Here is a 21411-nt window from a genome sequence, read left to right as displayed (position 1 = left end):
CACTTCCACCCGGGAGCCGCCATGTCCCTGACGTCAGATTTCGATCTGTTCCAACTACCCGAGGAGCACCAAGAATTGCGGAGGGCGCTACGCGTCCTGTGCGAGAGGCAGATCGCCCCCCACGCCGCCGACGTGGACGAGAACGCGCGCTTCCCACACGAGGCCCTGAAGGCTTTGACCACCGCAGGGTTTCACGCAGTGCACGTACCCGAAGCCTACGGAGGACAGGGTGCAGACTCGGTGGCAACGTGCATCCTCATTGAGGAGGTCGCCCGGGTGGATGCCTCAGCATCCTTGATCCCCGCAGTGAACAAACTGGGCACGATGGGCTTGATCCTGAACGGCGCCGAGGAACTCAAGATGCAGGTCCTCACCGACCTCGCATCCGGCACGGCCATGGCGTCATACGCGCTGTCCGAACGAGAGGCCGGTAGCGACGCCGCAGCGATGCGGACGCGGGCCCGGGCCAGCGGTGAGGATTGGATCCTCAACGGAGCCAAGGCTTGGATCAGCAATGGCGGCGCTTCGAGCTGGTACACCGTGATGGCCGTCACCGATCCGAGCAAGGGGCCAAACGGAATATCGGCATTCATGGTTCACGAGGACGACGATGGGTTCACGGTGGGCGCCAAGGAGCGCAAGCTTGGCATCAAGGGTTCTCCGACGACCGAGTTGTACTTCACCGACTGCCGCATTCCCGGAGACCGGATCGTCGGCGCACCCGGTACCGGATTCAAGACCGCGTTGGCCACCTTGGACCACACCCGTCCGACCATCGGAGCTCAAGCCGTGGGGATTGCGCAGGGTGCTCTGGATGCGGCTATCGCATATACCAAGGAGCGCAATCAATTTGGACGTTCCATCTCGGACTTCCAAGCCGTGCAGTTCATGCTGGCTGACATGGCGATGAAGATCGAAGCGGCCAGACTCATGGTGTACACCGCCGCCGCCCGCGCCGAGCGTGGCGAGGACGACCTCAGCTTCATCTCCTCAGCATGTAAGTGCTTTGCCTCCGACGTCGCCATGAGTGTGACCACGGACGCCGTCCAATTGTTCGGTGGGGCAGGCTATACCACCGACTTCCCCGTGGAACGCATGATGCGCGATGCCAAGATCACTCAGATCTACGAAGGTACCAATCAGATTCAACGAGTCGTCATGTCCAGGGCCCTGCTGTGACGAAGCGGCGGGCATGCTCTTGGGCGGCTATGAGCGGGTTCCACGTCGGGTCGGCTTCTGAACTCGATTCGCCCCAGGCTGCTCCTCGACGGCGCCTAGGCCTTGCAGGAAGATCGCGAGGCCGCGTTGGAAATCGGCAGCCGCCGTCGATCGATCGCTGACCTTCGCCAACTTTGCGATGTGCGGATATTGATCGCGGGCGAGTTCGCCGACCCTCGCAGCACCGGCGGCGTTCGCCTCATCGTGCTCCGACGTGCCCGCGAAGAGCCCGGCAAACTCCGCTTGGGCAGACCCCGTCACCAGCGCCAGGATGGCGCGAAACGCGGCCAATACGTCACGTTCGCTCAAATGCGACCGGGATAGCGCGGCGATCATCTGCTCGGCTGGAGCGAAGGCAGACAACGACACCGCGCGGCGCATCAGAATGAGGGGGATGACGTTCGGATGCGCACGCAACACCTCCCACAGGGCCGTTGCCGTTTCCCGAAGGTCGGTCCGCCAATCGTCGGTGGTCTCTGGCAGCACCAGCGACTCGATGATCGCACCGACCACCAGATCTTCGAGACCTTCCCGCCCGCTGACGTAGTTGTACAACGTCATCGGACCCGTCTTCAATTGGGAAGCCACTGCACGCATCGTCAGTCCGCCCACGCCGTCACGCTCGACGATGTTCAGGGCACACTGAGCGATCTCGTCGACGGTGAAGCGAGCCCGCACTCCGCACCAGCCTTCCGCCACACCATCCAGGTCGCCAATTAGAGGTACAGCGTACGCGTATCCGGGCAGGCAGACGTACCACCCGCCTCCCACGGTCATGTCTCGACAGAGTCCTGCGCCGCCCAGCGCCGCCACGCCCGGCTCAGACTCGTCGGATCGTCGTAGCCGAGGCGCACTGCCATCACCTCGCGGGTAAGGCCCGCCCTGCTCATGGCGCGCGCCCTCCGCTTGGCCTCGTTGTCGCTCAGCACTCGAAAGGTGGTTCCCTCTGCCAGTAGTCGTCGTGCCATCGTCCGACGCGATACCGCCAGCGACTTCGCAACGTCGTCGGCAGAGAGCCTGCCCTGCGGCGAACCGCGCAGAGTCCGCTCGACGCGAAGTTTGAAGTACGCGGTGTCTGCAGCAATGTCGGCCGACCCCGACAGTTCGTCGATCGCCTGCGCATGCAGTCGCGGATCCTCTCCGACCGGACGCATGGAGCCCCAGTTACGCGGAATGCGAACACGATTCGCCGACGCCGAGAATTGGACGTCGTGCCCCAATACCTGCCGGATCCTGCCGTCGTAGTCAGGTTGAGGACAGCGGAAGAAGAAGCTCATCTCCTTCGGCTCCCGCCCCAGTGCACTTTGCACCAGATACCGGACCGTCACGAAGTGAACTTCGATCAGGTGACGCCATTCGTCCACCTCCAGCGGAACACTGAGGTCGAGATCAAAGCAAATGTGTTGCCTCGTCGACGTTATGCGGGTCTCCGACCAGCTCGCGCGCGACCTGCCAAAGCGCTGCATGACCTCGAGTGCACGGCCGATGGTGGGAGCAGAGGTGGCTGCGATTGCAACTGCGCCGTGCATCGCAGCGCCCCAGATCTCCGGCTGCTGGAACACCCAGTCGCGTCCACACCGATCCACGACGTTCCTGATCTGCTGGAGTTGCCTGCCAAGGTCGATGTCCACCGTGGAGGACTCCACCTGGGCTTGAGTCAGGCCGGTTCCTTCGAGAAAGTCGCCATCAGCACCAAGCGCACGCTGGATCGTGCGGAAGTAGCCGATCGGGCTTGGCAGGCCGTAGGCATCCACCATCTGGCTCATTTTGCCACATTGTTGGCGTGTAAAGCACTCCGCGATTGCAGATTGGAGCGCGCATCCTGGGAGCCGATCGACCGGCGACGGACGGACGGCGTCGGCGATTCCCAGTAGGCAGGGAGTGGCCCGTGGCAACACATCTCGACGTCCTGATCATCGGGGCGGGACTTTCCGGCGTGGGGTCGGCCGTCCACCTCACCAAGCAGTGCCCTTGGGCTGATTTCGCCATTCTCGACGCCTTCGACGGTCCCGGAGGCACCTGGCGATCCAACACCTATCCAGGCGCCCGCTCCGATACCGACCTGTTCACTTACGGATTCAGTTTCAAGCCGTGGGAAGGTGCCCCGATCGCCAGAGGTGGGCCCATCAGGAACTACATCGGCGAGGTCATCGACGAGCATGGCTTGCAGGACCGCATCCAGTACTCGCGCAAAGTCACGGCCGCGGATTGGTCCTCGGAGAAGTCGCACTGGGTCGTCACCGCCATGTGCCGGGACGGCCGCACGGAGAGATACACCGCCACCTTTCTCTGGATGTGCCAGGGCTATTACCGACACCTCGAGGGATACATCCCCGATTGGCCGGGTCTGAGCGACTTCTCCGGGGACGTCCTGCACCCGCAGCGCTGGCCACAGGGATACGACTGCTCCGGCATGCGGGTGCTGGTAATCGGTTCGGGCGCAACGGCGGTCACGATCATCCCGGCTCTCGCCGACACCGCTGCACACGTGACGCAACTTCAGCGCTCCCCGACGTACTTCGTGGCAGCACCGAACGAGAACGAACTGGCCACTCGGCTTCGCAAGCTCGACATTCCCAAGGAGTGGATACACGAAATCGTGCGTCAACAGGTCCTCACGGACCACGATGAATGGGTCAAACACAGTCTGGCGAACCCGGAGGACGCCAAGCAAGACTTGCTCGCCGGCGTGCGTGAAGCACTCGGCGGTGAACTGACCGACGACTTCGTCCCGCAGTACAAGCCGTGGCGGCAGCGAGTGTGTTACGTGCCTGACAACGACTATTTCGACGCGATTCGGTCGGGCACGGCGGACGTCGTCACCGACGAGATCGATGCCTTCGTATCCGAGGGCGTGCGTCTGAAGTCCGGTGCGGTGCTCGAGGCAGACGTGATCATCACCGCGACCGGCTTCAACGTCTCCGCGTTCGGTGACATCGCGATATCGCAGGACGGCGTGCCGTTCGACATGCGCAACACCGTGACCTATCGCGGCATCCTCTTCACCGAAACCCCCAACTTCGCTTGGGTTGTCGGCTATTTCCGCTCGGCCCCGTACACGTTGCGCGTCGACCTCGTCGGAGCGTTCGTATGCAGACTGCTCAATCACATGCGGCGCCACGGGGTCGACGCAGTCATCCCGCGGCTTCGCCCAGAAGATGCCGACATGGCCCTTCTGCCATACCTGGACACCGAAGAATTCAACCCCGGGTACGTACAGCGCGCGGCCAGCACATTGCCCAGACGAGGCGACAAGCCCATCTGGCGTCACTCGCAGGATTACTGGGCAGACAAGGCCGACCTTTGCCGGGTGGAGTTTCCCGACGAGCCGCTTCACTTTCAGTCGCGAAACGCCGTCATCGAAGCTGCCGGAGGAGACGACTCCCCCTCGCCTCTGTTGTCACCAGCGGGTCGGTAGTGCTGGTACAGGCCATCTGAAGGTTGATCAGGAGAATGGAGGATGCGTCTGCTTGCATCACCTCCCAGCGGCAAATAGTCGGAGCTTCAACGCGATTCGTCGCCGCCGACACCTCGCCGGAGTACCGGCATCTCCGCAATCGTCAGGCCCATCGAAAGCTGGTGTTTTACATGACTGATCAAAAAACGGTGCACGCCGTCACCTACGAGCTACTCCGTACGCTCGGTCTGACGACGGTGTTCGGGAACCCCGGTTCGACCGAGCAGACGTTCTTGCAGGACTTTCCGGACGACTTCACCTACGTGTTGGCGTTGCAGGAGGCGTCCGCACTGGCGATGGCCGACGGCTTCGCGCAGTCCACCGGCAAGCCGGCTCTGGTCAACCTGCATACCGCCGCGGGCGTGGGCAACGCGATGGGGAGCCTGGTGGCCGCCTACCGCGCAAACACCCCGCTGATCGTCACGGCTGGGCAGCAGACCCGCGAGATGTCGCTGGGCGACCCCTACCTGAACAACAGGGCTGCGACGGTGTTGCCTTCACCGTGGGTCAAGTGGGCGTACGAGCCCGTTCGCGCCGAGGACGTTCCGGCGGCGTTCATGCAGGCCTACGCCGTCGCCCTGCAGCCGCCGGCCGGACCGGTGTTTCTGTCCGTTCCGCTGGACGACTGGCAGAAGTCAGCCCTCGGCCCGGCAACGGTGCGAACGGTCAGCCAGCAAACCTCACCAGATACACTGCGGCTCAACGTGTTCGCCGAGCGGATCAACCGGGCGCAGAACCCGCTGCTGGTTCTCGGACCGGAGGTGGACCGTGCCGGTGGGTGGAACGCCGGCATCGCCTTCGCCGAGAAGCTTGGGGCACCCGTGCGCGCTAGCGCGTTGACCGACCGAGTGTCGTTCCCAGAAGACCATCGGCTGTACGCAGGCCCGATGCCCATGACGATCGCCGGGGTGAACCAGGTGATCCATGGGCATGACCTCGTCATCGTGATCGGTGCGCAGGCGTTCCGCTACTACCCCTTCGTTGCGGGCGAGTACCTGCCAGAGGGGTCCGAACTCATCCAGCTCACCGCCGATCCTCACCTGGCTTCGGTAGCCCCCGTTGGTGACAGCCTCCTCGGCGACGTTCGGGTAGCTCTGGAACAACTGGTCGACTTGATCGACGAACCAACTGGCCGACCCATGAATCCACCCTTGAACAGGGATCGGGCCGTAAGGTCCTCGGCACCGTCGGAGCCCCTGACCGCCGACGAGGTCTATGCGACGCTGAGCACGGTCAAACCCCACGATGCCGCGGTGGTCATGGAGTCGACGTCGACGATGGCCGAGCTCCTGCAGTGGCTACCCACCACGCGGCCCGGCAGCTTCTACGCCACCGGAAGCGGGGGTATCGGCTGGGGCGTTCCTGGAGCCGTTGGCGTGGCACTTGGCGACCGCGAGCGTGGCGTCAAGCGCCATATCGTCGCCACCATTGGTGACGGTTCGTTTCAGTACTCCGTGCAGGCGATCTGGACGGCCGCTCAGCACGAGTTGCCGATCATCTTCGTAGTGCTGCGCAACGGGGCCTATGCCATCCTCAAATCGTTTGCGTTGCTGGAGAACACACCGGGTGTACCTGCGCTCGACCTTCCCGGCTTGGACATCGCGGCACTGGCAACGGGATTCGGATGCCGTACGGCCAACGTCGACACCACCGAAGAGCTGGCGCGAGAGTTCACGGCCGCACTGCAAGCGGACGGCCCGACCGTGATCGTGGTTCCCACCCAACCAGAGCTGCCGCACCTCGGTTGAGGAGACCGCCATGCACGCCATCGAAATCACCGAAACGGGCGGCCCAGACGTCCTGACCTACGTCGAACGTCCGATCCCAACGCCCGGCCTAGGCCAGATCCTCATCAAAGCGGAGGCGATCGGCGTCAACTTCGTCGACACGTACTTCCGCTCCGGACTGTATCCGTGCGAGTTGCCGTTCATCATCGGCAGCGAAGTGTGCGGCACCGTCGCCGCCCTCGGTGAGGACGTCACCTCGGTCCGGGTGGGTGACCGGGTCGCCAGCGCAGATGCGCAGGGGGCGTATGCCGAGTACTGCGTCGCCGCTGCCGATCTGACGGCACGCGTGCCCGACGCCATCCCCTCGGAGACAGCGGCATCGGCATTGTTGAAGGGCCTAACCGCGCACTTCCTGTTCAAGTCGGTCTACCCGGTGGCACCCGGTGACGACATCTTGGTGCACGCCGGCGCCGGTGGTGTCGGACTGATACTCACGCAGTGGGCAACCGCCCAGGGCGCCCGGGTCCTGACGACGGTGTCCACCCCGGCCAAGAACGCGCTGTCGCGGGCGGCGGGAGCGGCTGAGGTCTTGGACTACCCCGTCGACCCGGAGCAGTTTGGCGCGGCGGTGCGCGCGCTTACCGGCGGTGACGGGGTTGCGGCGGTCTTCGACGGTGTCGGCAAGTCGACGTTCGACGCGAGCCTGGCCAGCCTGGCGGTTCGTGGCACCCTGGCACTCTTCGGTGCCGCGAGCGGGCCCGTGCCGCCCGTCGATCCGCAGCGATTGAACGCTGCCGGTTCGGTGTACCTCACCCGGCCCATGCGGACCCACTTCAATCGCTCCTACGATGAGTTCTCCTGGCGTGCAGGGGAACTGTTCGATGCGATATCGGCAGGAATCGTGAGGGTGACCACCGGTGAGCGCTACCACCTCGAAGATGCCGCTGTGGCCCACCGCGATCTCGAAGGTCGCCGAACGCACGGCTCGACCGTGCTGATCCCCTGACCGACGGGCCGGGAATGTGCTGGGCAACCCGACAGCCGGGGCGTGCCGCCATTCGGCACGATGCGTTGAGCAACCTGCAACCGACGTGCTTGGCTTGAGCTCATGACTCAGGATGAATTAGTCACTGCAGGTGAGGATTTGGTACGGGCACGGGTGACGTTGGGACACTCGGACATCGTCATGCGGCCCATCGGACTCGGCTGCATGACGATGTCGCAGTCCTACGGTGACGCCGACCGTGAGACCAGCATCGCCACCATCCGCGAGGCGATCGATCTCGGGGTCGGCATGCTCGACACCGCGGACGTCTACGGCGCCGCCGACGCCGCGTTTGGCGCCCCCATCAAGGGCTTTGGGCACAACGAGGAGCTAATCGGCGAAGCCATCGTCGGTCGTCGTAGCGAGGTGGTGATAGCGACCAAGTTCGCCGTCCAGATGGGCGCCGACGGTGCCATCGGGCTCGCGGGTGATCCCGCATACGTCGTGCAGGCCTGCGACGCGAGCCTGCGAAGGCTGCGTAGCGATCACATCGACCTCTACTACTGCCACCGGCAAGACCCCACCGTTCCGATTGAGGAGACCGTCGGCGCGATGGGGGAACTGGTACGTCAGGGCAAGGTGCGGGCAATCGGCCACTGCGAGCTCCCGGTCGACGAGCTGGCCCGCGCCCACTCGACTTTTCCGTTGTCCGCGCTTCAAAGCGAATACTCCCTGTGGGAGCGGTCAATTGAGGCGGATGGCGTCGTCGACGCCTGCCGCGCCGCCGGCATCACGCTGGTGCCCTACAGCCCGCTTGGCCGTGCGATGCTCACCGGCCAGGTGCGGCGCGGCCAAGTCTTCGACTCCACCGATTACCGGTCGGTGTTACCCCGCTTCACCGGCGAGAACCTCGACCGAAACGCCAAGCTCGTCGACGGCCTACAGTTGTTCAGCTCGCGTAAGGGGGCAAGCCCTGGGCAGGTCGCACTGGCATGGCTGCTGGCACAGCCGCTCGACGTGGTGCCCATCCCAGGTACCAAGCGGGTGTCATACCTGCGGGAGAACACCGCAGCGACAGAGGTGGCGTTGAGCGCGGACGAGGTCGCCCAGCTGAGCGCGCTCTTCGATCCCGAGGAGGTGCGGGGCGGCCGTTACCCCGATTCTCCGGCCGACAGCTGAGTCAGCGCCCGCCGCAATGCCGGGGCGGCAGCAGCCCCGGCATTGCGGACGTGCTCGGCGTACCGGGATGCGGCCGGGTCGGTGCTCGCGTGCGTGATCGACAGGGCAGCCACCACGGCGCCGTCGGGGCCGCGAAGAGGTACGGCGACGGCACTCACCCCGACGCGGGCCTCGTCGGCGTCGAATGCGATTCCGGCAGAACGGATTTCCATGTACTGCGCGCGCAACGCAGCAGGGTCCGTCGTGGTGCAGTTGGTGAATGCCTTGAGCGGAACCGCTTCTAGGTCATTCGAGGAAGCGTGGTCGTATGCCAACAGCGCCTTGCCGATCGCCACCCCGTGGGCGGGAAATCTGTCGTCGGGGCACGGACGGGTCGGGGCTTGCCGGTGGCCGAACAGCTTCGTCAGATAGACCACCTCGGCACCGTCCAAAACGGCGACGTGCACAGTCTGCCCCGTGAGAACGAAGAGGTCCGCAACGAACGGCACCAGCGCATCCCTCACGATCTCCGGATTCGGCAACACCGCGTTGCGCGCCAGCCGACGCACCACGCCGCCGATCTGATAGCCGGTGCCGACGCGATCGACCAACCCGTCCCGCTCCAAGGAACCCAGAACACGGAAGGCCGTGGACTTGCTGATCCCCGCTCGGCGGGCGAGTTCGCTGACCCCAAGGCCGGCCCGCTGCCCAGCTAGGGATTCAAGCAAGTCAACAGCCTTGGCAATCACCGCCCGCTCGTCCCGACTTGACGAACCTTCGCTCATTCCAACAGGTTAGGCGAAGCCGATCGGGTCTGCCATGAGCGCGGAACCCAGGGCGACAGCGTCGCGAAACCGCGCCGCTCAACTCACCCGAACAGACCTGACTCGCGCAGGCTCGTTCCGTATGCGTCGAGATCGGGGCCCCAATCAACGTCATCTCGATTAGAAGCGCAGGCGCCTCAACTCGCGTCGTGACGTCACCCCAAGCTTCGGGTAGATCTTGCTCAGGTGCCACTCCACCGTGCGCGGACTGATGAACAGGTGACTGGCGATCTCGGAGTTGGTGTAGCCGTCGCCGGCGAGCCGGGCGATGTAGCGTTCTTGGCTGGTCAGGCCGGCCGCCGACGTGCCACCCCTGTCCCGTCGGTGGGGCTCGCCAGCTGCGTGGAGCTCGCGGCGCGCCCGCTCGGCGAAGCCGTCGGCCCCCATGTTCAGGAACGCCTCGTGGGCAATCCGCAGTTGACTGCACGCGTCGGCTCGTCGGTTCGCGCGGCGCAGCCATTCACCATAGAGGAGGCGTGTGCGCACAGTCAGGACTCTGAGCGGTGAACGTTCCAATTCCGTTATCGCGGTCTGGTATTCACCGTCGGCTTCGGCGCCGGTGTTCAGCAGCGCTCTGGCACGCGCCGAATAGCCGAGTGCGGTCGGGGTTCCGGACGCCTCGGTGATCTCGATCAACTGTGCAGCAGCGGTTTCGGCGAGTGTCATGTTGCGGGACCGGGCGGCAGCCTCCACCATCTCGTTCAGCAGATGGCCGTGCATGCCGACGTCGTCGTACTCCAGCGCAGACGTGCACGCCGCCAGCGCTTGGTCGTACTGAGCGAGCCCGTTGTGCAGAACGGCCAACGAGAAGAGTACGACGGTGACCTCGCTGCCCTCCCCACGCGAGGTGGACTCTCGAATCGTGCTCCGCGCCAATTCGTTTCCAACCTCGTCCTGCCCTCGGCAAGCGGCGAGGTAGGTCCGGATCGAGCGGTGTGGCGGCGCCCCGGTTGCCGACGAGATCGCGTCGGATTGGTCGAGCAGTTGGGCCGCCTTGGTGAAGTCGCCTGAGGTGACGCAGGCACCCGCGTACGTCGTGAGCGCTGAGGGGAGAACCGTCAATTCCCCCGCCGACAGCAGCATGTCCGCTTGGCGGGCGTTGAGGGCGTCGTAGGTGTCTTGGTCGAAGAGGTCGAGGAGGACCCGGTTGGTGATGTCGTGCCACCGCGGGTCAGCCACGCCGGCATCGGTGTCCGCCAAGTACTGACGGACGGCTCGTTGCAGCAGCGGGACCGCCGAGGTGTGCCCGCGAGTGAGCCGCACGATCAGCCCCTCCAGAAAGAGGTCGACCGCCGACGGAGGATCCGATGGTGGCGGCGCGTGCTGCGCCGCCGTGGCGATCGCGGCCGCCGACGCGTGCGCACCGACGGATAGCCGACCGACGATCATCGCCGCCATCAGCGCCTCGAGGTAGGTCTCGCGCGAGAGCGCCGGATTGGACGTCCGGAGTCGCTCGGCTGCCGCGAGCAGCAGGGGCGGGGCGTCGCGACCGCGCCGCGCGGCGAAGGCGATCTTCGCCCGCAGCAGATCGGCGCGCGCATCCAGCAGGTCGCTGCGCACGCGCACAACGGACGCCAACAGCCCGGCGGCGGCGTCCGGGTCGGCCGCGTCCAGCTTGGCCTCGGCCGCGTGAAGTGCGCGCTCGGACCGCCGTACCGGGTCGGGGGTCAGGTCTACCGCGTAGGCAAGAAACGCGGCCGACGCGGTGGCACCGCCACGGGAGCGAGCCCGCGCGGCTGACCGCACCAGGTCGGCGGCGACCGCCTCGTCGGGCCCGCTTGCCGCGTGCGCACGGTGCCACGCGGCGTGCTCGTCTGAGCCACTCCCCGAGACGACGTCGGCCAGCGCGGCATGAGCCTGGCGTCGCTCGGACGGAACGGCGTCGCGGTAGACGGCCGATCGCACCAGTGGGTGCCGGAAGTGGACGGTGGTGTCGACGCTGACCAACCCGCTCCGTTCGGCGGGGACACTGGCATCCACCCCGAGTCCCAACTTCGCTGCGGCCGACCACAACCACGCCGGCTCACCGGTCGGCTCGGCGGCCGCGAGCAGGAGGAGCATGCGCGTGTGCGGCGGTAGTTCGCGCAACCGGCTGCTGAACGACTGCTCGATCCGTGTCGCCAGCGGCTTTGCCGAGGCCAGACCATATCCGCCCGCCAATTGCGCCGGGGCGAGCGCAGTTCGGAGCTCGAGCAACGCCAATGGATTACCGTTTGCCTCGGCCAGGATGTTCTCCCTGACGTTCTCGTCCATCGGACCGGGCAACACCGCGGCGAGCAGTTCGCTGGCATCCGCGTGAGCGAGACCTGTCACGTTCAGCTCGGGGAGCCCGGCCAGCTCCGGATCGACGACCGGTGTGCGCGCGGCGAAGATCATCACGACCGGGTCGGCGACCAACCGTCGGGCAGCAAACGTCAACGCTTGCAGGGACGCTCGGTCCACCCACTGGGCATCGTCGACGACGCATACGACGGGGCATTCGCCAGCGGCGTCTCCGAGCAGAGTCAACACGGCAAGGCCCACCAGAAGGCGGTCGGGCACGGCGCCTTCACACAAGCCTAGAGCGATCCGCAACGCCTTCCCTTGGGGCGTGGGTAGCCGGTCGACTCGGTCAACCAGAGGGGCGCACAACTGTTGCACGCCAGCGTAGGAAAGCTCCATCTCCGATTCAGCACCGCTGATGGCGATGGTGTGAAGGTCGGCGGCGGCTGCGGTGGCGTCGGCAAGCAGAGCCGTCTTTCCGATGCCTGCGTCGCCCCGCAGAACCAGAACGCCGCTGCGTCCCTTCCTGGCCCGCGCGAGCACTCCGGCCAGAACGTCTCGCTCGCGTCGGCGCCCCAAGAGCGCCACGCGCGGAGTCTCCCGGCCCATGCTCGCCATCTTCCCACCTCAGAGGGGTAGCGGTACCTCGAAGTGGGCACAACGGCGGCGGCTCAACGGACTTCACCTGCCCCCGGGCACTCCGTCGACCCGTGGTTTCCACGGGGTGGGCCAAGCATCGTCGGGTGTGTGATTTCAGCAGTTGAGTTTCGTCACCCTGGCTAGAAAGGGCTTTTCACGATGGCCGACACCAAGACCGTCCACGACGTCACCTACGACCTGCTCCGAAACCTGGGGTTGACAACGATATTCGGCAATCCAGGCTCCACGGAGCAGACGTTCCTGCAGAACTTCCCAGACGACTTCACCTACGTGCTTGGGCTGCAGGAGGCATCCGTCCTCGCGATGGCCGACGGCTTCGCCCAGGTGACCGGCAAGCCCGCCGTAGTCAATCTTCACACCGCGGCGGGCACCGGCAACGCGATGGGCAGTCTCATCGCCGCCTACCGGGCCAACACGCCCATGATCGTCACCGCCGGCCAGCAAACCCGCGAAATGTCGTTGTGCGACCCGTATTTGAACAGCCCAGACGCGACGATGCTGCCCCAACCGTGGGTGAAGTGGGCCTTCGAACCGGCGCGCGCCGAGGACGTGCCCGCGGCGTTCATGCGGGCGTATGCGGTGGCCACTCAGCCACCCGCGGGTCCGGTGTTCCTGTCGATCCCCCTCGACGACTGGAACAAGCCGGCATTGGGGCCTGCGGTGGTCAGGACGGTCAGCCAACGCGTCCAACCCGACAGATCGCGCCTGCGAGAGTTCGCCACGCGGATCAGTCAGGCCAAGCGACCGCTGTTGGTCCTCGGCCCAGAGGTCGACCGCGCCGGCGCCTGGGATGCCGGTGTCGCCTTCGCGGAGAAGCTACGCGCGCCGGTCCGCGGCGGTCCGCTGTCGCCAAGGTGCTCGTTCCCCGAGGACCATCCGCTGTACGCGGGCCCGCTTCCGTTGACCATCGCCGGTGTCAACGAGGCCGTGACGGGCTTCGACCTGGTCGTCGTAATCGGGGCACAGGTGTTCAGCTACTACCCCTACGTTGCCGGCGAGTATCTGCCAGAAGGAACCGAACTGCTCCAGATCACCGGCGATCCTCACCTCGCCGCGGTCGCGCCGGTGGGCGACAGCCTGGTCGGCGACATGAACACCGCCCTGGAAGAGCTCCTGGAGTTGGTGGAGGTACCGGTCGACCGGCAGGCTCCGCGGGGACTGACCAGAGACTTCAGCGGCGACCTCCCCGTCGGGTCCGCGCCGCTGATGCCCGACGCCGTCTACGCGGTGCTGAGTGCGGTCAAACCCGAGGACGCGGCGGTCGTCATGGAGTCGACCTCCACGCTGGCGGACCTGCTCAGGTGGTGGCCAACCCGGCGCACCGGCAGTTTCTTCGCGACCGGCAGCGGCGGCATCGGCTGGGGTGTACCCGCTGCGGTGGGCATCGCGCTCGGAGACCGGGCCCGCGGTGTGAAGCGGACCGTCGTCGCCTCGATCGGCGACGGCTCCTTCCAATACTCGATTCAGGCCATCTGGACCGCCGCGCAGCACCAACTCCCGATCGTGTTCGTGGTCCAGCGCAACGGCGAATACTGCGTTCTGAAGTCCTTTGCGCTTCTCGAGGAGACACCCAACGTTCCCGGCCTTGACCTACCCGGGCTCGACATCGGATCACTTGCAACGGGATTCGGCTGTCGAACGGCCACGGTGGGGAGCACCGAAGAGCTCACCCAAGAGTTCAAGGCCGCCCTTGCGGCCGACGGACCCACCGTCTTGGTGGTGCCCACCCAGCCGCACCTGCCGGTCCTGGGCTGAAAGATGCCCGTGTACACCTGCACGACGGTGCAATCGGTGCTGAGCGCCGAGACCAAGGCCAGCCTCGCCGGCGAGGTCACGAGGATTCACTCGATGATCAACCACGTCCCCGGCACTTACGTCAACGTCGTCTTCCACGAGCTGCCGCCAGACGACCTGTACACCAACGGCGCACCCGCACAACCACTCTTGGTCAACGGATGGGTGCGCACGGGACACCCCGAAGCGCAGAGTAGCCAGCTGGTGGCCGAGATTGCCGCCGCCGCCTCCCGGGTGACTGGCATCCCGGCCAAGCAGGTCCTCGTCGTCATCCAGAACAGTCCGGCGCACCTCGCCATCGAGGGTGGCCGAGTCCTGCCAGATCCGGGCGAAGAAGAAGCGTGGCTCCGAGACCAGAAGGACCCAGGTTGACATGACCACTCAGAGTCCGCAGAACCAGACGGCCACAACCGATCCCGCCATCGAACGGTTCGCGGCGGCGGTCGCCGCCCATGGCGAGCTGATCACCGACGAACGCGTGCTGACCGAACGCGGCCACGACTACTGGGGCGTCGGCGGGCTCGCGGGCCTTCTCCTACGCCCCCATGGACGCGACGACATCGCACCGATCATGCGGCTTGCGGCCGAACACCACGTGTCGATCGTGCCGCGCGGCGGGGCGTCGAACTGCTCAGGCGGAATGATGCCCACCGCGGCTCGTGTCTTGCTCGACCTTTCCGGTCTCGATCGCATCCTCGACGTCGACGTCGAGAACCGACGCGCTCGCGTCGAACCCGGTGTCGTGAACTCGGACCTACAGTCGGCGCTCGCCCCACATGGGCTGTGCTTTTCACCTGATCCCGTCTCGGCGCATCTGGCCACCGTCGGCGGAAACCTCATCGAAAATGCCGGCGGCCCACACGCGTTGAAGTACGGCGTCACCTTCAACCACATCCTGTCCGCCGACGTCGTCCTGCCCGACGGCTCGACGCGCACCTGCGCCGCCGACGACGAGGGGCCCGACCTCCTCGGCGTCGTGATCGGATCCGAAGGGACGCTGGCGATCGTGACCGAGGTGACGGTCGCACTTCGCCCGCTCGCCGCCGTCACCCACAGCCTGATGGGCGCGTTCGCCTCTGCCCGAGAAGCGGCTGACACCATCGCCGCGGTGATCGCCAGCGGCGTGGTGCCCTCCGCCGTGGAGTGGCTCGACCGCGCGGGCATCGCCGGGCTGCAACAGTTCTACGACACCGGCTACCCGCTGGACGCCGACTCGATCGTGCTCGTCGACGTCGACGGCACGGCAGCGGAGGTGTCCCACGACCAGGCGATCGTGGAAGGGGTTCTGCGGGAACGGGCTACCGAGGTTCGGGTCGCCGAGAGCGACGACGATCGCGCTACCCTCTGGTACGGCCGCCTCAACGCGCCCAACTCGGTGGTGCAGAGCGGCAAGGGCTTCTTCATCGGCGACGTCACCGTGCCCCGCGACCGGATTCCCGACATGCAGGTAGCCATCCAGGCCACCGCGGCGCGCCATTCCGACGGCCTGTTGTTCATCGCGGTGTGCGGCCACGCCGGAGACGGCGACTTGCACCCCACCACGTTCTACGACGGGGACAACCCGCTGGCGGCGTCATCGCTGGTAGCGGCGAACAACGAAATCATCGAAGCCGCATTGGGATTGGGCGGTACCATCACCGGGGAGCACGGCGTCGGGACCGAGAAGATCCAGTTCATGACGAAGCGCTTCACACCGGTCGAGATCGCCGCCCAACGCTCGATCAAGAAGGCGTTCGACCCCGACGGACTGCTCAACCCAGGGATCATGCTGCCCGACCTGTCGACCGACGAGCCCGACACCGCCGGGTTCGGTGCTGCGGTCCGCGCCGCGCTCGCCGGCACGCTGACCCCCGACCCCGACGCCCCACTGACCACCGGCGGCAACACCGGCGTTGCCGTCAACCTCGGCAACCTCAGCCTGGTCGTCGGCGCCGAGGCCACCGTCGAGGCGGTCAACCGCTACCTCGACGAGCACGGCGTCACCTGCGCCGCGGTCCCCACCACGGGCACGGCGCGGACCATCGGCGAAGTAGTGGCCACTGCCACCGGCGCCGAACGGGACCGCGTCCGACACGCCCTGCTCGGCGCCGACGTCACCGTCGTCGACGGCAATCTCCCGGCCCGTTTCGGCGCCGAAACGATGAAGGACGTCGCCGGATACGACACCAAACGGCTCTACGTCAGCGCCCACGGCGCCTTCGGCGCACTCGTCGCCCTGATCTTCAAGATCTCCGTCAAGGCCTGACCCCACGGTCCGCGGTCGAACGGAACTTCGCATACCGCCAGCACTGAGCTAGATTGAAGGCGACCCACACGGGAGTGCACGCCAAGTGCGCTGAGAGGACGGCTGGCGCCGTCGACCGTACGAACCTGACCGGATCATGCCGGCGTAGGGAGTGAAATAGATGAGTACCGACATCGTTTCCGATCGACCAACCAGCAGTCCGCGGAGCTACCGCTGGCGCGTGGTCGACATCGTCGTGGCCAGCGTGCTGGCCGTCGCGGCCGGGCTGGTGTTCGTGTTGTGGAACATTGCCTCCAACCCGATCGGCGCTCCCCTCGGCGCGGTGCTGCCCGGCCTTCAGGCACTGCTTGGCGGAGGGTGGCTGTTCGCCGGCGTCCTCACCGCGCTGGTGATCCGCAAGCCGGGCGCGGCGCTGTACGGGGAGATGGTCGCCGCCACCGTCTCGGCCCTCGTCGGCAACCAGTGGGGCGTGCTGACATTGGAATCGGGCTTGGTGCAAGGTCTGGCCGCCGAGCTGGTGTTCGCGGTGTTCCTCTACCGCGCGTGGAACCTGCCGGTAGCGGTGCTGTCGGGCGCGGCCGCCGGCCTGGCGCTTGCGATCAACGACCTGATTCTCTGGTACCCCGGTTCGACGGCGACGTTCTCGGCGATCTACGTCGTGTCGGCGATCGTCTCGGGTGCGCTGATCGCGGGCGCCCTGTCCTGGTTCGTGGTCCGTGGCCTGGCGAAGACCGGTGCGCTGTCACGCTTCCCGTCCGGCAGAGTGGGGTCACAGCCCAACCTGACGCGATGAGCGTCCCGCCGCCGCAGTCCGGCGGTGTCGCAGTCACCGCGCAGAACTGGCACTGGCGCCACGCCGGCCGCGCACAGTGGGCGCTCAGCGGCCTCGACCTGACGATCGAACCGGGCGAGCGGGTGCTGTTGCTCGGCGCCAGCGGTTCCGGCAAATCCACTCTGCTGCAAGGACTTGCGGGCCTGCTCGACAGCAACGAGGACGGTGACGAGACCGGTCGCCTCCTGGTCGACGGCGCGCCCCCGGCCACCCGCCGTAGTCGGATCGGGATGGTGCTGCAGAACCCCGACTCCCAGGTGATCCTCTCGCGCGTCGGTGACGACGTGGCGTTCGGCATGGAGAACTTCAACGTCGAGCGCGCCGCCATCTGGCCTCGGGTGCGCCGGGCGTTGGCCGCCGTCGGCCTCGACCTTCCACTGACACGAGAGACGTCGGCACTCTCGGGCGGACAGCAACAACGACTGGCGCTCGCCGGCGTGCTCGCCATGAACCCCGGTCTCATCCTGCTCGACGAGCCCACCGCCAACCTCGACCCGGCAGGCGTCGTCGAGGTCCGGGACGCCGTCGCCGCGGCCACCGCGGAGACCGGCGCGACGCTCGTCGTCATCGAACACCGCACGGCGGTATGGCTTCCCGTGGTCGACCGCGTGATCGTCCTCGGCGACGACGGTCGGGTGGTGGCCGACGGACCTCCGGAAGACACCCTCGGCCGGCAGCGGGACATGCTGCGGCGGGCCGGCGTCTGGGTGCCTGGCACGGAGTTGCCCGCGATCACGCGCCACCACGCTCCTGGTGCCCCGCTGCTGGACGCCGCCAACCTCGCAGTTGGCTACCGCGCGGGCGACGGCTCCCACGACCTCACCTTCGAAATAGCCCGTGGCGCAATCACCGTCGTCACCGGCCCCAACGGCACCGGCAAGTCGGCGTTGGCGCTGACCCTCGGCGGACTGCTGCCCCCGCGCGGCGGGGCGCTCGCCGCCGACGAGACGTTCGCACCGGCACCGCGTCGCCGGGCACCCGTCGAGTGGAAGTCGCGGGAACTACTTACCCGCATCGGCAGTGTGTTCCAGAATCCCGAACACCAATTCCTCACCGCCACCGTCCGCGACGAGCTGGCACTCGGCCCGCGTGCACTGAAGAAGGACGATGCTGCGGTCGCCGACATCTGCGACTCGCTGCTGGAGAGGTTGCGGCTCACCCACATTGCCGACGTCAACCCGTACACCCTCTCGGGCGGTGAGCAGCGGCGACTCTCGGTGGCGACAGTGCTGGCCACCGCACCCGGACTGATCATCCTCGACGAGCCCACCTTCGGTCAGGACCGCAACACCTGGGAAGAACTGATGCGCCTGCTCGCCGAGATCGCAGACGAGGGAACCGCGGTCGTGGCGATCACCCACGACCTGGACTTCGCCGCCCTGCTCGCCGACCATCGGGTCGAACTGGGTTCGTGGCACGTCGAAACCCCGGCGGACGCCTCGTGTTGAGCACCGTTACCGCGGCGCCGACTCGGCTCACGGGGGTCAACCCGGTCGCAAAGCTCGCGGCCGCCTTGGTCATCGCAGTCGGCCTGGTGTTGAGCATCGACTGGGTGTCGGCGTTGACCGCGCTGATTCTCGAGATGGTCCTGCTGCTGGTGCTGCGAGTCCCGTTGCGTACCTTGATCACTCGCGCGGCGATGGTGACCCTGGCTGCCGCGCTGACCGCCGTCACCATCCTGCTATACGGCGAATCCCGCGGCACGGTGTACTGGCACTTCCTGCTCATCACCGTCAGCGACGGCTCGATCACGTTGGCGGTCGCCACCTTTCTGCGAGTCCTCGCCATCGCCCTGCCGTCGGTGCTGCTGTTCGTCGACGCCGAACCCACCGAGCTCGCCGACGGACTCGGGCAGGTGCTGCGGCTGCCCGCACGGTTCGTCCTCGGCGCCCTGGCGGGTGTGCGCCTGGTCGGACTGCTCGGTCAGGACTGGCGCTACCTCGGATACGCGCGCCGGGCCCGCGGGGTGGCCGACCAAGGGCGCGTCAAACGTGCTGCCGGACAAGCCTTTGCACTGCTGGTATCCGCGATCCGGCGCGGGTCGACGTTGGCCACCGCGATGGAGGCACGGGGTTTCGGAGCCCACCCGACCCGCACCTGGGCGCGCCCGTCACCGTTCGGCCGTCGCGAAGTCGCACTGATCTGCGCGGCGTTCGTCATCGTCGCGGTCGCGATCGCGACGTCGGTCGCGACCGGGCATTGGAACCTCGTTGCGACTCGATGACGTCGCCCGCGAGCTGTCCGAGACCGACGCGCGCACGGTCCTGATCGACGGCCGGTCCGGGTCGGGCAAGACGACGCTGGCCAAACACCTTCGGCGGCTGTGGGACGGCAGCCAGATCCTGCGACTCGACGACGTCTACCCAGGATGGGACGGCCTGGCCTGGGCCGCCGACCACGTCACGACCGAACTGCTCGCACCCCGCCACGACGGGCGCCCCGGCCGGTGGCGCAGCTGGAATTGGGTGCGGGACGTCCCGGGTCGCTGGCACGCCGTCGACCCCGCGCAGCGGCTGATCGTCGAGGGCGTCGGTGCACTGAACGCCGGAAGTCGCGCCCTGGCCGATCTCGGAATCTGGGTCGACACCCCCGACGCCGAACGCAAGCGGCGCGCAATGCTCCGCGACGGCGACACCTACCGACCCCATTGGGATCGGTGGGCCGCCCAGGAGGACGACTACATCGCGTGCCACGACCCGCGGTCGGCCGCCGACTGGGTGGTCACCGAGGCGCCGGACGGATTGACCTGGGCCCGAGGGGGTCCGGTGCGAGAATGAGCCCGTGCACCTACCCGTGACGCCGCCGGTCCGGCCGATGCTCTCCAAGGCGGTGACCAGCATCCCCGGCGGCGGGTCCTACGAGCCGAAGTGGGACGGCTTCCGGTCCATCTGGTTCAAGGACGGCGACGACGTCCAGTTCGGCAGCCGCAACGAACGACCCCTGACGCGTTACTTTCCCGAGTTGGTCGAGGCGGCGATCGCCGAGCTACCCGACCGCTGCGTGGTCGACGGCGAGATCGTCATCGCGACCGACGACGGCCTGGACTTCGACGCGCTCCAGCTGCGCATGCACCCGGCCGCCTCCCGGGTGCGCCTGCTGGCCGAGCAGACGCCCGCCTCGTTCATCGCGTTCGACCTGCTCGCGCTCGACGACGACGACTTCACCGGACGGCCGTTCACCGAACGTCGAGCGGCCCTGGTGGAAGCGCTTGCCGACTGCCGCCCGCCGATCCACCTCACCCCCGCGACCACCGACGTCACCGTCGCCCGACGCTGGTTCGACGAGTTCGAAGGCGCAGGCCTCGACGGGGTCGTCGCCAAACCGCTCGACGGGACGTATCAGCCGGACAAGCGGGTGATGTTCAAGGTCAAACACCAGCGCACGGCGGACTGCGTCGTCGCCGGCTACCGTCTGCACAAGTCCGGGGACGACGCGATCGGCTCGCTGATGCTGGGGCTGTACCGCGACGACGGCGCGCTGGCCTCGGTCGGTGTGGTCGGCGCGTTCCCGATGGCGACACGGCGCGAGCTCTTCACCGAATTGCAGTCGCTGAGAACCACTTTCGATGGCCACCCGTGGAACTGGGGTGGCCAGGCAGAGTCGCGGCCCGCGTCGGTGCGGGGCGCGGGCTCGCGGTGGAACGCCGGCAAGAGCCTGTCCTTCGTGCCGCTGCGACCCGAGCGGGTCGTCGAAGTGCGCTACGACCACATGGAGGGCGAACGGTTCCGCCATCTCCCCCAGTTCAACCGGTGGCGCCCGGATCGCGATCCCCGGTCGTGCACCTACGCCCAGCTCGAGGTTCCGGTGACGTTCGACCTCCGCGACATCATCCCGGGGCTGGGCCGTCTCTGAAATTGCCGCAGGCGACGCCGTGAATCGGTGGGATGATCGACGAATGCGAATGACGTCTCTGACGGCTGCGGTCATGCTCGGCGCCGGGTTGCTGGTGGCGACTCCCGGTACGGCATCGGCCGCGGTGCCCGTCGTCTTCGAGTTGACGGGCACGTTCGCCGACGGGGTCCAGGTGTCCTACTTCGGCGCCAACGACGAACCGATCGTCGCGGTCGCCGGACTTCCGTGGTCGGCCGCCTACGACTACAACGGCAGCGCCCGCTCGCTGACCTTCACCGGCATCCACCCGGGCGGCGACCCCGGCTCGGTGACGTGCAAGGTCTCCATCGGCGGCAAGACGATCGTCAGCCACACCAACAACGCCCCGAAGGCCGCTGGCACCGGCGCGTACTGCAAC

At 66.8% G+C, this 21411-nt stretch carries 18 protein-coding genes and 1 riboswitch; of the genes, 14 read left to right on the top strand and 4 right to left on the bottom strand.

All coding sequences use genetic code 11. The features are described from left to right. The first annotated feature begins 21 nt into the window (after positions 1 to 21). Entirely contained in the window at positions 22 to 1179 is a 1158-nt protein-coding gene (locus B1790_RS01310) for an acyl-CoA dehydrogenase family protein (protein ID WP_079921339.1), read from the top strand. Positions 1180 to 1206: 27 nt separating this feature from the next. Here the strand turns inward: B1790_RS01310 and B1790_RS01305 are convergent, their stop codons facing one another. Both B1790_RS01305 and B1790_RS01300 read right to left on the bottom strand, forming a co-directional pair. After that, a complete protein-coding gene (locus B1790_RS01305) occupies positions 1207 to 1995 on the bottom strand; it encodes a TetR/AcrR family transcriptional regulator (RefSeq protein WP_233164877.1) in 789 nt (262 codons plus the stop codon). Further along, complete coding sequence (locus B1790_RS01300) at positions 1992 to 3116, bottom strand: AraC family transcriptional regulator (protein WP_198951880.1); 1125 nt, start codon at positions 3114 to 3116, stop codon at positions 1992 to 1994. The genes B1790_RS01305 and B1790_RS01300 overlap by 4 nt, the downstream gene beginning before the upstream one ends. Between B1790_RS01300 and B1790_RS01295 the strand changes: the two genes are divergently transcribed. The 4 genes from B1790_RS01295 (at position 3107) to B1790_RS01280 (ending at position 8566) form a co-directional block, all read left to right on the top strand. Beyond that, positions 3107 to 4636: an NAD(P)/FAD-dependent oxidoreductase gene (locus B1790_RS01295; protein WP_198951879.1), complete on the top strand. Its 1530-nt coding sequence runs from the start codon at positions 3107 to 3109 to the stop codon at positions 4634 to 4636. The two genes, B1790_RS01300 and B1790_RS01295, sit on opposite strands and share 10 nt — an antisense overlap. Before the next feature lie 170 nt (positions 4637 to 4806). Beyond that, the gene (gene mdlC / locus B1790_RS01290) at positions 4807 to 6423 is read left to right on the top strand and encodes a benzoylformate decarboxylase (RefSeq protein WP_079921336.1); all 1617 of its coding nucleotides are present in this window, start codon (positions 4807 to 4809) and stop codon (positions 6421 to 6423) included. Positions 6424 to 6433: 10 nt separating this feature from the next. Next, positions 6434 to 7408, top strand: a complete 975-nt coding sequence (locus B1790_RS01285) for a quinone oxidoreductase (protein WP_079921335.1) — start codon at positions 6434 to 6436, stop codon at positions 7406 to 7408. A gap of 153 nt (positions 7409 to 7561) precedes the next feature. Continuing rightward, positions 7562 to 8566 (top strand): aldo/keto reductase, encoded by a 1005-nt coding sequence (locus tag B1790_RS01280; RefSeq protein WP_255407237.1) that lies wholly within the window; start codon positions 7562 to 7564, stop codon positions 8564 to 8566. Here the strand turns inward: B1790_RS01280 and B1790_RS01275 are convergent. Then, entirely contained in the window at positions 8539 to 9330 is a 792-nt protein-coding gene (locus tag B1790_RS01275; protein WP_079921333.1) for an IclR family transcriptional regulator, read from the bottom strand. The two genes, B1790_RS01280 and B1790_RS01275, sit on opposite strands and share 28 nt — an antisense overlap. A gap of 159 nt (positions 9331 to 9489) precedes the next feature. Next, the gene (locus tag B1790_RS01270; protein ID WP_142270951.1) at positions 9490 to 12249 is read right to left on the bottom strand and encodes a LuxR family transcriptional regulator; all 2760 of its coding nucleotides are present in this window, start codon (positions 12247 to 12249) and stop codon (positions 9490 to 9492) included. Between the two features lie 180 nt (positions 12250 to 12429). Between B1790_RS01270 and mdlC (B1790_RS01265) the strand changes: the two genes are divergently transcribed. From mdlC (B1790_RS01265) to B1790_RS01225, 9 genes are all read left to right on the top strand, one after another. Further along, positions 12430 to 14046, top strand: coding sequence for a benzoylformate decarboxylase (gene mdlC / locus B1790_RS01265; protein ID WP_079921332.1), 1617 nt, complete (start codon positions 12430 to 12432; stop codon positions 14044 to 14046). A gap of 3 nt (positions 14047 to 14049) precedes the next feature. Then, positions 14050 to 14457: a tautomerase family protein gene (locus tag B1790_RS01260; protein ID WP_079921331.1), complete on the top strand. Its 408-nt coding sequence runs from the start codon at positions 14050 to 14052 to the stop codon at positions 14455 to 14457. A gap of 1 nt (position 14458) precedes the next feature. Further along, positions 14459 to 16330: an FAD-linked oxidase C-terminal domain-containing protein gene (locus B1790_RS01255; RefSeq protein WP_079921330.1), complete on the top strand. Its 1872-nt coding sequence runs from the start codon at positions 14459 to 14461 to the stop codon at positions 16328 to 16330. 58 nt (positions 16331 to 16388) lie between these two features. After that, positions 16389 to 16498, top strand: a riboswitch (TPP riboswitch). Further along, a complete protein-coding gene (locus B1790_RS01250) occupies positions 16491 to 17123 on the top strand; it encodes an ECF transporter S component (protein ID WP_079921329.1) in 633 nt (210 codons plus the stop codon). It overlaps the preceding riboswitch by 8 nt. Further along, positions 17120 to 18610 carry an ABC transporter ATP-binding protein gene (locus B1790_RS01245; protein WP_079921328.1) on the top strand — a complete coding sequence of 497 codons (1491 nt, stop codon included), beginning with the start codon at positions 17120 to 17122 and terminating at the stop codon, positions 18608 to 18610. The genes B1790_RS01250 and B1790_RS01245 overlap by 4 nt, the downstream gene beginning before the upstream one ends. Beyond that, positions 18607 to 19386 (top strand): energy-coupling factor transporter transmembrane protein EcfT, encoded by a 780-nt coding sequence (locus B1790_RS01240; protein ID WP_079921379.1) that lies wholly within the window; start codon positions 18607 to 18609, stop codon positions 19384 to 19386. The genes B1790_RS01245 and B1790_RS01240 overlap by 4 nt, the downstream gene beginning before the upstream one ends. Then, positions 19373 to 19939 (top strand): hypothetical protein, encoded by a 567-nt coding sequence (locus tag B1790_RS01235; RefSeq protein ID WP_079921327.1) that lies wholly within the window; start codon positions 19373 to 19375, stop codon positions 19937 to 19939. Before B1790_RS01240 ends, B1790_RS01235 begins: the two co-directional genes overlap by 14 nt. Positions 19940 to 19943: 4 nt before the next feature. Then, entirely contained in the window at positions 19944 to 21014 is a 1071-nt protein-coding gene (locus tag B1790_RS01230) for an ATP-dependent DNA ligase (RefSeq protein WP_079921326.1), read from the top strand. Positions 21015 to 21063: 49 nt separating this feature from the next. Beyond that, positions 21064 to 21411, top strand: a 348-nt coding sequence (locus tag B1790_RS01225; RefSeq protein ID WP_142270950.1) for a hypothetical protein, incomplete at its 3' end; no start/stop codon positions are given.

Source organism: Mycobacterium sp. AT1, assembly GCF_002043095.1.
GTDB lineage: Bacteria > Actinomycetota > Actinomycetes > Mycobacteriales > Mycobacteriaceae > Mycobacterium.
This window is presented reverse-complemented; position numbering and strand designations above follow the sequence as displayed.